General features: G+C 64.9%; 14 protein-coding genes. 11 read left to right on the forward strand and 3 right to left on the reverse strand.

All coding sequences use genetic code 11. The annotated features are described in order from the left end of the window. Nucleotides 1-576: thiamine pyrophosphate-binding protein (locus ACZJYS_RS00005; RefSeq protein ID WP_493174990.1), on the reverse strand; the 576-nt coding region annotated here is incomplete at its 3' end. Between the two features lie 61 nt (nucleotides 577-637). On the opposite strand from ACZJYS_RS00005, the gene ACZJYS_RS00010 reads away from it, so the two are divergent. From ACZJYS_RS00010 to ACZJYS_RS00055, 10 genes are all read left to right on the forward strand, one after another. Continuing rightward, on the forward strand, nucleotides 638-1576 hold the full coding sequence (locus tag ACZJYS_RS00010; RefSeq protein ID WP_493174992.1) for a LysR family transcriptional regulator: 939 nt from the start codon (nucleotides 638-640) through the stop codon (nucleotides 1574-1576). 89 nt (nucleotides 1577-1665) lie between these two features. Then, nucleotides 1666-1833 (forward strand): hypothetical protein, encoded by a 168-nt coding sequence (locus tag ACZJYS_RS00015; protein ID WP_181377982.1) that lies wholly within the window; start codon nucleotides 1666-1668, stop codon nucleotides 1831-1833. Nucleotides 1834-1866: 33 nt separating this feature from the next. Then, the gene (locus ACZJYS_RS00020; protein ID WP_493174994.1) at nucleotides 1867-2496 is read left to right on the forward strand and encodes an NUDIX hydrolase; all 630 of its coding nucleotides are present in this window, start codon (nucleotides 1867-1869) and stop codon (nucleotides 2494-2496) included. 650 nt (nucleotides 2497-3146) lie between these two features. Beyond that, nucleotides 3147-4384, forward strand: a protein-coding gene (locus tag ACZJYS_RS00025; protein ID WP_493174996.1) for an IS3 family transposase whose coding sequence is annotated in 2 segments (ribosomal slippage) — nucleotides 3147-3483 and nucleotides 3483-4384 — 1239 coding nt in all. Because the reading frame shifts where the segments join, the coding sequence is not laid out codon by codon here. A 159-nt stretch (nucleotides 4385-4543) separates the two neighbouring features. After that, nucleotides 4544-6448 carry a prolipoprotein diacylglyceryl transferase gene (locus ACZJYS_RS00030; RefSeq protein ID WP_493174998.1) on the forward strand — a complete coding sequence of 635 codons (1905 nt, stop codon included), beginning with the start codon at nucleotides 4544-4546 and terminating at the stop codon, nucleotides 6446-6448. Between the two features lie 341 nt (nucleotides 6449-6789). Further along, nucleotides 6790-7932 (forward strand): LysM peptidoglycan-binding domain-containing protein, encoded by a 1143-nt coding sequence (locus tag ACZJYS_RS00035; protein WP_493175000.1) that lies wholly within the window; start codon nucleotides 6790-6792, stop codon nucleotides 7930-7932. A 207-nt stretch (nucleotides 7933-8139) separates the two neighbouring features. Beyond that, nucleotides 8140-9165, forward strand: a complete 1026-nt coding sequence (locus tag ACZJYS_RS00040) for an HNH endonuclease (protein WP_493175002.1) — start codon at nucleotides 8140-8142, stop codon at nucleotides 9163-9165. Continuing rightward, the gene (locus tag ACZJYS_RS00045) at nucleotides 9158-9766 is read left to right on the forward strand and encodes a methyltransferase domain-containing protein (protein ID WP_493175004.1); all 609 of its coding nucleotides are present in this window, start codon (nucleotides 9158-9160) and stop codon (nucleotides 9764-9766) included. Before ACZJYS_RS00040 ends, ACZJYS_RS00045 begins: the two co-directional genes overlap by 8 nt. Beyond that, nucleotides 9767-11065 (forward strand): HNH endonuclease, encoded by a 1299-nt coding sequence (locus ACZJYS_RS00050; protein WP_493175006.1) that lies wholly within the window; start codon nucleotides 9767-9769, stop codon nucleotides 11063-11065. Nucleotides 11066-11169: 104 nt separating this feature from the next. Next, on the forward strand, nucleotides 11170-12003 hold the full coding sequence (locus ACZJYS_RS00055; RefSeq protein WP_493175008.1) for a GIY-YIG nuclease family protein: 834 nt from the start codon (nucleotides 11170-11172) through the stop codon (nucleotides 12001-12003). 40 nt (nucleotides 12004-12043) lie between these two features. Here ACZJYS_RS00055 and ACZJYS_RS00060 read toward each other — a convergent pair whose 3' ends face one another. Next, a complete protein-coding gene (locus ACZJYS_RS00060; RefSeq protein ID WP_493175010.1) occupies nucleotides 12044-12271 on the reverse strand; it encodes a hypothetical protein in 228 nt (75 codons plus the stop codon). Between the two features lie 36 nt (nucleotides 12272-12307). Next, nucleotides 12308-12781 (reverse strand): hypothetical protein, encoded by a 474-nt coding sequence (locus tag ACZJYS_RS00065; protein WP_493175012.1) that lies wholly within the window; start codon nucleotides 12779-12781, stop codon nucleotides 12308-12310. Between the two features lie 87 nt (nucleotides 12782-12868). Between ACZJYS_RS00065 and ACZJYS_RS00070 the strand changes: the two genes are divergently transcribed. Continuing rightward, nucleotides 12869-13324, forward strand: coding sequence for a GIY-YIG nuclease family protein (locus ACZJYS_RS00070; protein WP_493175013.1), 456 nt, complete (start codon nucleotides 12869-12871; stop codon nucleotides 13322-13324). Nucleotides 13325-13385 lie beyond the last annotated feature (61 nt).

Below are 13385 nucleotides of genomic sequence, written 5' to 3' on the forward strand. Positions count from 1 at the left end.
GGCGGCGGTGTCCGCCGGCAGGCCGGCGGCGCCGAGGCGGGTGGGCGGCAGGGCGGGCGCGGCGCAGGGCGCGGCCAGCACATCCTCCGGCAGGGAGAGCACCACCGGCCCCGGCACGCCCTGCGTGGCCATGCTCCAGGCGCGGGCGATCAGCTCCGGCACCTCGTCCGGGTGCGTGGCCTCGCCGACCCATTTGGCGATGCCGCCGAACATCGCCCCGTAGTCGATCTCCTGGAAGGCGCGGCGGCGCAGGTCGCGCTTCTCCACTTGGCCGATCAGCAGGATCAGCGGCACCGCGTCCTGCTCGGCGGTGTGCAGCGCGATGGCGGCGTTGCAGGCGCCGGGCCCGCGCGAGACCAGCACAATGCCGGGCCGGCAGGTGAGCCTGGCATCGGCCACCGCCATGAAGCCCGCCCCGCCCTCGTGGCGGCAGGTCACGAGGTCGATGGAGGGGTGCGCGTGCAGCGCATCGAGCAGCGCGATGTAGGATTCCCCCGGCACGCAGAAGGCGCGGTCCGCCCCCCGCGCGGCCAGGGTGTCGAGGAGGATCTCGGCGGCGGTCTTGGCGTTTCCCATGCCGGATGGATAGCGCGCCAGCACATGCGCCGGCTTGCAGTAGCAGCTATGGTCCCAGGCTATGGACCAGACGCGGCTCCGCTCCCTGCTGGCGATCGCCGAGCATGGCGGCTTCGGCCGGGCGGCGGCGGCGCTCGGCCTGGCGCAGCCCAGCCTGTCGCGGCAGATCGCGCTGCTGGAGCAGGAGGTCGGCCGGCCGCTGCTCTACCGCCACGGCCGCGGCGCCCGGCTGACCGAGGACGGGCAGCGCCTGGCCGATGCCGCCCGGCCGCTGCTCACGGCGCTGGCGAACCTGCCCTCGGCGCTGGACGACCCGGTGCCGCGCGGCCAGGTGGTGCTCGGCGTGCCCACCTTCATGTCCGTGCATCTGGCGGAATCGATCTTCGGCGAGCTGCGGCGGCGCTACCCCCAGCTGAACATCCGCCTCGTCGATGGCTTCAGCGGCTTCATCAACCAGTGGCTGACGGAGGGGAGGCTCGACATCGCCATCCTCTATGACAGCCAGCGCAGCCGGGCCATCACGGCGGAGGTGCTGGCGGAGGAGGATTTGCTGCTCTTCGCCCGCCGGCGCCGGGCCGCCGACCTGCCGGGCCAGGAGGCGGTGCCGCTCTCCGCCCTGTCGCGGCTCGACCTGATCCTGCCCGACCGGCAGCACGGGCTGCGGCGCGCGCTGCAACGGGCCGGCGCGCATCCCGACCCGCGGCTGCTGCTGGAGGTGGACAGCCTGACCGCCATCCGCACGCTGGTCGAGCGCGGCATCGGCTGGAGCGTGCTGCCGCGCGCCGCGCTGACGCGGGAGGCGGCGGACCGGCGCTACGTGCTGCGGGGCATCGGCACGCCGCCCCTGCGCGCGCGGCTGATGGTGGCGCTCAGCCCCACCCGTGCGGTGACGCCGGCCCTGCGTGCCGTTCTCGCCCACCTGCAGGCCATGGTCGTCCGGCTGCAGGCGGGCGGCGTCATGACGCCGCCCTCGCCGGCCTCCCTTCGTCCCGGAGGCTGAGCGGAGCGGCCGCATTCCGCGCCGGCGAACCGGAAGGCCCCGGCCGTGTTGATGTGCTGTGTGCCCTCCAGCCAGAGAGAAACCGAAGCATGGCCGATCCATCCAGCCCCAAGGAGCTTCCTGGCAATCACGGGCAGTTCGGCAGGAACATCGCGACGGAGGAGTACAAGCCCCTGGACAACCATGAGGGTGAAGGCCGCGCCGCTCCTCCCCCCTCCGCCCCGGCCGGGACGGATGGCCGCAAGGCGGGCAGCTGATGCCGTTGCCGGTGCGCGAAAGGAGCCATGGAGATGCAGGCTGGTGAACAGGAACTTTCGGACGAGGAGCTGCGGACGCTCGAGAGCCTGCTGGCCCGGCTGAGCGGGCGCGGAGCGAGCCTGCCCAAACCGCTGTTCCGCTTCATCACCGAGGTCTCGGCCACCGCCAATGTGGATCTGCTGGTGCGCGACGGGGAGGGACGCGTGCTGCTCGCCTGGCGGGACGATGCCTTCGGCACCGGCTGGCACGTTCCCGGCAGCATCATCCGCCACCGGGAGGACATGGCCCACCGCATCGAGGCCTGTGCCCGGGATGAGTTCGGCTGCGCGGTGGAGGCCGCCGAGCGGCCGGTCGCGCTGCTGCAGATCTTCGACGATCGCGGCCATTCCATCTCGCTCTGCTATCCCGCGACGCTGCGCGGCAGCCCCGGAAAGCGCGTCGTGGAGCCGGGCGGCACACCCGAGGCGGGCGACCTGTGCTGGTTCACGAAGCTGCCCGCCGCGCTCTATCCCAGCCACTTTGTGTACCGCGAGGTGCTGGAGGCGCTGGAGCACGGGCAACTGGGCGAGGGCGCCCGGCTGTTCACCCAGCGCGCCGGCCGCCGCGGCACCAGCCAGGCGATGCCGGAGGGCGGGATCCGCGATGACGCGCCCCTCGCCTGATAAGGGAGAGGCAGACCGCATCGCGGCTTCCCGGCCTGTCCCATGGCTGGGCCACGGTGGTGCGCCGCCCGCTTACACTGCGCCGGACGCAGCAGAGGCCCGCCGAAGCGGGCCCTTGCTGAACACCTGCATTCTCCGAGAGGATTTGGAGCAGCCATGGGAACCGGGGAATGAAAGTCTCTGACCGCGGGCAAGTGGCCGCTGCGAGGACGAGTCAGGCCGGCGCGCCCGTTTATAGTCGCCAGGCTGGCGTCCAAGATCGCTGCGCGAGACGAGCTCGTCCGATTTGTTCGCCACATCGAGGCTGTCGGCGAGCCTCCACGCAATGGCCGCCCAGCTGACAATGGGCGCGAAGATCCGTCCAGACCGCTACGCGCCCCAGCACTGGCGAATGCGCGTCAAGTTAGACCGATCGGCCAAAGCCTGGAACGCCCTGGCCCGTGTTGATCGCGCGGTCGGCGTGGCTGTCTGCGGGCGGACGTGACTCGCTGCTGCGCCGCCGGCACTGGGCGGCCCATCGTCGACCGCGAGGCGGCGGTACGCTGATGCCGGCTTTTATCAACCCACAGTTGCCGACTGGAGCGGCCCCCAATTCGACCGGACACGCGGCGCAACCGTGAGGGCCTAGGTGGAAGCCTAGGCGTGCGCCTATGTCGAAGCCCATCGAGCGTGTCGAAATCGTCACCGGCCGCGAGCGCCGCCGACGCTACACTGCCGAGGAGAAGGTCCGGCTGGTCGAGCAGACGATGCAGCCCGGCATGACGGTTTCTGCCGTCGCCCGGTTCCACGGCGTCTCCCCCAGCCTGCTGTTCCAGTGGAGGCGGCGCATGGCCGAGGGCGGGCACGAGGCGGTCAGGGCAGACGAGGACGTGGTCCCCGTCAGCCGCGTCCGCGAACTCGAGGCAAAGGTGCGCGAGTTGGAGCGCCTCCTCGGCCGCAAGACCATGGAAACCGAGATCCTCCGCGAGGCCCTGGAAGCCGCACGCCCAAAAAAACACGCGTGGCACTTGCCGTCGCCGCCACGGGGCGGTTCCCGGTGAAGCCCGTGGCCGACACCCTTGGCGTCGCCAGGTCCAACCTGGCCGACCAGCTCCGGCGCCCCGACCGGCCGCGGCGTGGCTCCTACCGCCGTGCCGAGGACGAGGCCGTACTGGCCGAGATCCGCGCCATCACCGATGCCCGCCCCACCTATGGCTACCGCCGCGTCACCGCCTTGCTGAACCGCGCCAGGCGCAGCACCGGCGAGCCCCCGGTCAATCACAAGCGCATCTTCCGGCTGATGCGCCTCTCCTCAATGCTGCTTCAGCCCCACATCGGCAGGCGGCCGATCCGCGCCCATGAGGGCACCGTCGTCACGCCCGCCTCCAATCAGCGCTGGGCCTCCGATGGCCTGGAGATCTCGTGCTGGAACGGCGAGGTGGTCCGCGTCGCCTTTGCCATCGACACCCATGACCGCGAGATCATCGCCTGGGTCGCCACCTCCGGCGGCGGCATCTCCGGCGAGATGATCAGGGACATGATGCTGGACTGCGTCGAGCGCCGGTTCGACGCCATCCGCGCCCCGCAGCCTGTCCAGTGGCTTGCTGACAACGGCTCCGCCTACACCGCCGCCGAGACGACCGACTTCGCCGCCGCGCTGAACCTCATTCCGTGCTTCACGCCGGTCCGCAGCCCCGAAAGCAACGGGGTCTGCGAGGCTTTCGTCAAAACCCTCAAGCGCGACTACGCCCGCGTGAACCCCAGACCGGACGCCATCTCCGTCCTCCAGCAACTCCCCGCCTGGTTCGAGGACTACAACACCATCCACCCTCACTCCGGCTTGCGCATGCGCTCGCCGCGTGAGTTCATCGCTGAGCAGTCAGCCAACCACGCCGCATGTCCGGTTTGATAGGGGCCACTCCACCGACAGAGCAGCTCTAGCTGCTATCGGCACCGGCTGTGCCGCCTGATCTCGTCAGAAAACTGTTGCAGAGATTACCTCGATTGTACCTCAATCGCGGTTGCAGGCCATCCGGGCAAGTCGCTACCGCGAAGAGGAACACCAACGATGCCAGATGTCGCTGGAGTCTACGCTTCCGCTGCTGCACTTCTACCAACTTGGTACGCCACTGCCTACATCGTGGGCATATCCTGCATGTGGTGGATGTCAAAGCAGCTGTTGCGACGCTGGCCTCCAGGTGGTTTTCAGGTCGCAATCAGCGCTAGGCAGGCCGATTTCTTATTCCTGGTCGTCGCGTTCGGCGTTGTGTTCGGTGGGCGATCCGGATATTTGTTTAATTCGATAATTCTTGACGGAGCAAACATATACGCGGCTGAGTTTTTGTCCGGCGGCATGTCGTCATCCGGTGCTTTTCTTGGCGTGGCAGTGGCAGTGTTTTTATTCTCGCGCATCCACGGTATCTCAGTATTGCGTTGTTTGGATATGGTGGCGCTGACCGCGCCTTTCGCTGTCATTCTGATCAGATTTGCAAGTTTTATAGAGGACGATTACCGGGGGGTAGAGACTAGTTATTTTGCTGGTCTGCCCGATGGTCAGGGCGTGCTTCGGCATCCGGTCGCTCTGTATGACGCGCTGCTGCAGGGCGCCGTTCCCGGACTTTGCTTGTTTTTCCTGGTGTGGCGCAAACCGATTGTTTGGCGCAGCGGCTTTGCGACTGGTGCCTTCGCAATGTGGTACGCTCTTGTCCGACTGATGACCGATCCGCTTCGATCTGCGCAAAGCGAGAACTTGGTGGTCGAAGCGCAAATGGGTATCGTGTTTGCCGTTGGCTTTCTACTGACGTGCCGTTCGCTCGTGTCGTCTCGCCGGCACTCTATCATGACTCCCTCCAGTCTTAGTCCGACGCTTCGCCGCCATGCCGGTTTAGGCTGCGGCGCCTCAGCTGAGAGCACCTTCGGATCCCGGTTTGCAACGGCTTCCTCGATTGCTGCCCTGAGTGTAAACTTGGCTGGCTGCAGCGGAACAACGAAGGATCAAGTTCCGAATTTACCGCCCGCGATCCCGGTGAGCGTTGTTTTGACAAATCCTAATGCTGAGCCGCGCTGCCAGTGTCAGAACTCCCAAGGTGCTTACGCTGAGAACACGTCTGACGTGGCACGGCAGGTTAGGTGGTCGGTCAACACCCGCGACACGCTTAGTGGCGAGTTCCTGAAACCTATTGAGGGCAACGGTTTGGTCCCCGCGCGATCTGGGAACGTGAACGGTCGCACATTTCTTGGATGTACGATCCACGACCCTGCAACTAGCTGCCGCTTCCAGGCAGCCTACTCTCTTCGCCAGAACGTTGCCGTGAGGGTAAATCCGATCGAGGCTTGGGGCTCGTATGGCGCGGTTAGCGCGCCCTCAGTTTCGACATGTACATCCTGGTGCTCTGATCCACAAAATCCGAATTCGGGCTCGTGCCTGCCCCTAGGCGTTCGGTTCTATTCCGCAGTAGCGCCCCTCGCCCAGATGATTGACGCGGCTCAGTCTGGCGGCACGGTTCGACGAGCCGACGTTCTCCAACGTTATAACCTCACAGATGCTGACGATACCTGCCAACGTGGCGATATCACAGTTGCTGCTGGCCGCGTTGTAAATGAAGGCAGAACCGAAGCCTGTCAGATCCCAAGCACGAACCTGCCTCCACGAGTCCTACAAACCCTCAACATCGATCCCCAGGGTCTCACGACGCCAGGCCGTATGATTAGCGTGCTACCGCAGCGCGCCGAAGCTGTTGCTACGCCGCCTGCCCCGCAAATCTTTGCCACTCATGGCGCGACATTTGATCGTCTTGATAATGCGCCATACATCGTCTTCGATGGTGCCGGTGGAGATCGACTGACGGCAATCTTTGGTGGACATGTCATCGGCGCCGCCCGCGTTTCACGACCGAGTGGTAACGCCGGACAGCCGTTCAGGCAAACCGTCGTGGCTACCTCCAACGGTTGTATCGCCGTGGACGAGCCATGAGGGCTCTCGCTGTGAGCCGAGGCTGGCAAGTCTTTGCTAGCGCAATTGTACTTGCCGCCTCCTTGTGCGCGCTAAGCGACAGCAGCGCTAACGGGCGGCCGGACCGTGCACCGGCTCCCCCCAATGGTGATCGCACTGCGCCACGTCCGCCCCTCGATTTGAGTCCACTAATCGCTAACAATCCATTTCCCGATCAGGATGCAGTTAACGCCTTTCAGGACTACATCGCGAGGCTACAGCTGTCGGTCGGGCGGCCGATCGAGATACCCTCCGAGTTCTTTCAGATTGCTCCGAAGATTACAGCCTGGGGCTACACTTTTCGGACGAATGAAATTGGCACCGTGGACGTCACTTTTCAGCAGGTATTTCGAGCGGCAGATTTGTTCGAATCAATCCGAAATTCGGTAGCAAACCTCAGGCACGATGGCTGCTCTTTCTACCGTGTCGTCGATGTGCAAGTCGCCGCGTATTCTCAACGTGCCATCAGCTTCATTGGCAGTGTAGAAGGCAAACAACGGGCGTGTGGTGATTGGCCTTGGGGTGGTGGATGGGCCACCGACCTTGGGGATTTGCGTGGCACAGTTGTCGGTAATTTTAGCTTCCGTGCGGAAGAAACGTCGGAATTCAGCCGTGCTCGCAGTCGGTATAGTGGACAACTACGGGCGAACTCACCGCAAGTGAGCATCGACGTTGATTTGTCATCAATATTCGGAGTTGACACAAATTCTGTTGTCGGACAAATATTGGAGGCCATCACTACAACGCCTGTCGGCGCCCTCATAGTTCCAGCCAGCCCTAACATAGCACTCCTGATTGCAATAAACAATATCAGTTCCCAAGCACATAGAATACCTGAGAACACCTTTATAAATGGGGAGTTCTTAGAACAAAATGACGGTCGAGTTCTGTCTCGTCAATATAGAGATTTTCTTTCTGCTATAACTGGCGTTACGTGGAGCATCCAACCTCAGTTTAGGATAGATCCAGGGCTGTCGGGGTTTGAGGGCAGCTCCCAGGAACCGTTCATTCGGATTGCATTCACCACTCGCCTACGCCCCAATTGGCCATTTGAGTGGGTAAGGGCAGATATTGAAGAGGAAATTCGTATTATTCGCTCATTCAAGGAGCCGTCTCGGCAAATTGTTGTCCAACGTGGGGAAAATTTGTGGAGATTGGCAGAAAGAGAGTACGGAAACGGCTTTCTTTATCACCTGCTTGCCGCCGCCAATAGGATTGACCCGCGCAGTATGGACCGACTGCGTGTCGGAAATATTCTAGTTCTTCCTCCACGGCATGCTTTATCGCCGCTTAATGGTACGGAGTTCGTGATACCTGGAGAAAGAATTCAAGATATTTGCCGTCGACGTCAGCCAGATGCGGTTCAGAGCTGTGTAACGGCGGTTAGGGCGCTGAACCAGCTGTCGCAGCGGCATCGACTCCATGCGCTTCAGCGCCTGATGTTGCCAGAAGGCACAGCCAGGTGACCCTGAAGATCAGATGATTGGCAGCGAGGGCCTCAAGCACTCGTCTTTGCTGTGCAGGCAGGCTTGGCTGATGGGGATGGTTGCTGAGAAGAAGGCAGTGGTGGCGTTTCGGAGACCTGGTCCAGTATGGTGGCATCCTCAGCCCAGCCGTCGGCGGACCCGAAGTGTTAAGCTTGGGCGCCTCGCGTCTGTCGGACCTTCCGCCGCTTGACCGACTTCCTCGCTAAGGCCCCGACACTCGACGCCAACTGGCGCGCGGTCGTCCTGTTCGGCCGCAACGTGGCCTCCTACAAGTTCGCCTTGGCCAAGACCCTGATCGGGCTTGCCGACCGCGCCGACGACCGCGTGCCATTGGAGGAGCTCGCCGGCCCCTTCGCCCGGCACCTCTGCGAACACCTGAAGCTCGTCGACAAACAGACCACCTCCCGGTCGAGCAAGTTCCTGGACGCATGCCGCGCCTTCAACCGCGGCGAGCTGTCCGAGGACGCGCTGGTCGGCACCACCGCCCGGCTCGGCTTCGTCAACGTCATCGATGCCTTCCACGTGGTCGGCCGCGGGCCGGTCCCGGTCCGCTTTTTCGAGGACGAGAGAGGGGGCAACCGCGGCGGAGGCGGCGCCATCCGTCTGACTGACAGCCTGCGGCGGCTTACAGGCTCGGTGCAGGGCGCCGGGCTCGCTGACGAGACCGAGGCACGCTGGCGGCTGGTCGAGGCCGCCTGGCAGCTTGACCTGCCCCGAGCCGGCATCGCCGTGCAAGCAGACGCCACGCAGGATCTGCTGTTTGTCGAGGCCGAACAGCGCCGCATCCGGCGGACGGGTCTGACCCGGGTTCGAGGGGCGCTGAACGGCTATCAGCGCGGGCGCTGCTTCTACTGCCGGGCTGAGGTGCCGCTCGCGGCGACCGACGTGGATCACTTCTTCCCTTGGGTGCTGAAAGAGCGTGGCGAGATGCCGGACGCTGACTGCGTCTGGAACCTCGTGCTCGCCTGCCGGGGCTGCAACCGGGGCGAGCGCGGCAAGTTCGCGGCCGTGCCCTCGCCGCGGCTGATTGCGCGCCTGCATGAGCGGAACAACTGGCTTGTGGACAGCCACCACCCCTTGCGGGAGACTATCATGCTGCAGACGGGCGCCGACGCCGATACGCGGGCGTCATTCCTGCGGTCGCGCCAGAGGATTGCGCTCGATACCCTCGTGCATGAGTGGGAACCGAAGATGGCGGCCGCGGATGGATGAATCGGCCGACGATACGGTCGCCTACTACGACCGGCACGCCGCGGAGTTCTCGGCGCAGACCGCCGGCCTCGACATGTCGGGGCTCTACGGGCGCTTCCTCAGGTACATCCCGCGGGGTGGCCGGATTCTCGACACGGGCTGTGGAGTGGGGCGCGACACGCTGGCCTTCGTCGAGCGGGGTTATCCAGTGGTGGCCTTCGACGCCTCGGCCGAGATGGTGCGGCTAGCGCGGGAGCGGATTGCCGGCCAAGCCGAGGTCCTGCACATGCGCTTCGAGGATGTGGCCTGGCGTGGAGAGTTCGACGGCATCTGGGCATGCGCTTCCTTGCTGCACGTGCGGGCGTCGGGGTTGCCCGCCGTCGCCCGGCGGCTTGCAGCCGCGCTCCGGCCCGGCGGGGCCTTCTACATGTCCTTCAAGCATGGCGCGGGCGAGCGCGTGGCAGCGGGGCGACGCTTCACCGACCACACAGAGGAGACGCTGCGCGCCGCGCTGAGCGGCACCGACCTGACGCTGATGGAGGTCTGGACAACGACCGACGTTCGGCCCCAGCGCTCCGGCGAGCGCTGGCTGAATTCTGTTGCCGTGCTGCCCGGGAGATAGATGCCTTTGCCATCACTTGATGACCTCACCGACCCTGCTGCCGTGCGGCAGGCGATTGCACGATTTGACGAGCTGGGTCGGGAAGAGTTCCTCCGCCGTTATGGCTTCGGCGCAGCCCGGCGGTTCTGGATTGTGGTAAACGGCAAGAGGTACGACTCGAAGGCGATCGCCGGCGTCGCTTGGAGCTTCCAACACGCCGCTGGTGACCGGTGGCTGCGAGCCGAGGATTTCTCCGGCGGTGATGCGACCGTACGACGGAAGCTTGAAGAGTTGGGGTTCCCTGTTCTTGTCGAGCCATTGCCGGATGCAGTTTCCGGCGCTGCCAAAGTGGATCCGCAGGCAGCTCGGTCAGACAAGGCGGCGCAACAGCAAACCTGGATCTTCCAGGCCACGCCGCGAGACTTTAACATCTCAGGGTACCTGGCAACGCGACCGGCTGACTTCCTCTGGGTCGTCCGGCAGAACAGCTCGAAGATGGTGGTAGGCGACCGCGTGTTTGCATGGCGGGCAATCGGTGACGACGATAGGGCTCTGAGCGGCGTTATTGCAGAGGCCGAGATCATGGATTTGCCGTCTGTCCGTCCAGAGGATGCTGTAGCCGTTCCTTACTGGATCCCCAGGAGCGGCAGCGCTGATCCGGCGTTGCCGCAGAACCGTGTCAGGCTTCGCCTGCTGCGCCTCGCCGAGGGGCGAGACATTCTTCATAGAGACACTGTCGCATCCGACCCGGTGCTCGCCAAGATGCCGCTGCTGAGGCGTCGGACCGGCACCAACTTCCTCCTGGAACCGGACGAAGCCGAGGCCCTGTCGGTCTTATGGTCCAGCGTGAAATCTATGCTCATCACGGCTGGCACGACGGCAGATGAGGTCGAGGCCGACGTTGCAGAAATACGGTCCGACACGACGATCCCGGAGACGACACGGCTGGCTCTCGTCGAGGCGCGTCGCGGGCAGGGGCAGTTCCGGGCGGGTTTGATGCGCCGCTGGGCCGGCGCGTGCGCCGTGACGGGGATTGCAGTCTCCCAAATCCTCCGCGCCTCGCACGTCCTGCCCTGGCGGGAGGCGACGAATGCCGAACGGCTGGATTCGCGCAATGGCCTCCTGCTGGCGGCACACCTCGATGCGCTCTTCGACAACGGCCTCATTTCGTTCGAGGACGACGGCACTATGCTGGTGTCCGCCACTCTCTCGGGGACGGATCGCGCGCGGCTTGGGCTGCCCAGCCCGTTGCGGGAACCCCTGACACCGGCCGAGCAGGGTTTCCTGGCCCGTCACCGACGCTCCAAGTTCCGATGCTGACGATTGCCCCAAGCAGCGATCGGCGATCTCTCGCCGCGGCCGAGGCGGCTGGTGTCGGCACGGCGGGCAGGGTAGCTTTCATATCTCTTCCGAGATGGCCTGCCTTGCCGATCAGGTTCAACCTCCTGCTGTCCTCTGCCGGGCTCGACCTGAGCGATGTCCGCCTGCTGCGCCACAAGGAGCGTGCGGCGCCCGGCAGGAGCCCCTACGAGCTCTGGCGCGACAATTTGCCGCTGTTCGAGGCTTATCAGGCGCGGCAGGGGGTCACCCAGCGCTCGAATTTTGGCGATGCCCACTACTGGGCATCCTTCGTCGTGACCCCGGCCGAAGAGACGCTCTTTGCTGGCATCTACCACATCACGGGGCGCGAACTGCTGACCGTCGACTCGCCGATGATCCAGCGAGACGAGATCAACCCGGCTGGCTCATGCGATACCTATGCCGCGACCCGCATGGAGTTGCTGGCCGACCTGAGCGGCCGCATGGTGATCGACTGGGGCGTTGGCACACGCGCCTGGATCCAGCGTGCTGACAAGCAGGACAAGGTCATCTTGGAGGTCCGTCGCGTCTTTCAGGAACCGGAGTTCCCAGGCTTCCAGCGCTTCGTCGAGTCTCTCTCCCGCATCGCCTTGTTGCCGAAGGGCTGGGTGCAGGCATTGCGGGCCAGCCGCGGTGTGTACCTGCTAACCTGCCCGCGAACCCGCGAGCAGTATGTCGGGTCGGCCACGGGCGAAGGCGGTTTCTGGCAGCGATGGCTGGACTACTTCGACACCGGCCACGGCGGGAATGTCGAGTTGAAGAGCCGCGAGCCGAGCGACTACCAGGTTACCATTCTGGAGGTGGCCGGCAGCTCCGCATCCGTCGAGGACGTCCTGCATATTGAGGCACTTTGGAAAGCCAAGCTCCAGAGCCGTGAGATGGGGCTGAACCGGAACTGACCGGGGCGCGCACCGTACCCGGCGACGGCGGCGCAGCCACTCAGGCCTTCACTGCATCCTCCTGCACCACCGAACCGATGAATGGGGGCTCGCCGCAGTCCGAGCACCAGAGCTCCCGGCAGAGCCCGATCAGGTGCAATCGAGTATCGCGCCCGACCAACGAGATCAGCACCCGGCGCTGGAAGATCCGGACGCGGCAAACACAGGGCGACCGCAGCGCTTGGTCCTCGGCCAGGTCGCCGGCGGTGAATGTGAAGGCGGGGTCCATGCCGGCCATCGCACCTGGGGAGCCGCTACATTTCGGCTAACGGCCTGCGGCAGCAGCACGCCGCCGCATGACAACGTATCCGCTTGCCTGGAGGTGCCTAAGGAGCGTCTCGGCTGCCAGCAGCGCCGCATACTCGACGCCGGTCCGGCGCGCCTTGCCGCGCTCGTCGAAGCGCATCGCATAGGCCAGCGAGTCCGCCACCTCGGCCGGATCCGCCGGGCGCAGGGTGCTCCCGGCTATGTCTTCCAGCACCAGAGGCGGCTCGTAGCAGCCAAGCTCCCGCAACAGCTCGGTGACGGTCGCCACCACGACCTCGGCGGGCAATGCCGGCTGCAGGCCGCGCCCCAGGCCCCGTGCCTTCGCGGCCGCCTCCTGGATGCTCATGGAACGGGTGGCAATGGCCGTGGTAATCACCTCCCGCATGCGCCGGAGGACTTCAGGTCTGACCGGACCAGGCTCGCTCATGCTGCCATGATGTTCTATTTTTGTTCTAAAGACAATACCGGACATGGCGAGCCCTCGGTACGGGTGATGCTGTTTCGAGTTCGTGCTGAAGCCCATAAGCTGAAGGGACCGGCGCGGAGGATGAGCAGACCCATGGACCCGGAATTGCTGAACTGGGACGCCTGCGGGCGCATCACCCTCGACCAGGACCGGTGGCCACAGTTCGGGCCAGTGCCCTCGGCTCCTGGCTTGTACCGCATCACGCTGGACGGTGGCTTCGTCTACATCGGTCAGACAGCCAACCTCGATCGCCGCATGCGCGAATACCGGCGCCCGACCGACGGCACGATCGGCGAGGAGGTTATTCACCTCGCCATCCAGCGTGCCAGTGGAGGGCGGCTCGAGATCTGCGCTGATGCCCTACTCACGAATGCCGCGCGGCGCCGGCATTACGAGCGGACAGCCATCGCCGAGGCGGCAAAGCTGGGCCTGCGCCTGCTGAACCGCACCGGAGGCCCGAACCCGGACCGCATAGCGCTGGAGATTGCCTATCACGAGCGGCGGCTGGCCTGCCTCAGGACAGCGTTGATGCAGCTCGAGCCGGCGTAGGCCCGCTGTTCACCGCCGATCAACGGTCGTTGGTCCGTGGTGAACAGCGGGCCAGTTGCCG

The sequence above is a fragment of the Roseomonas sp. TS2 genome (assembly GCF_058833935.1).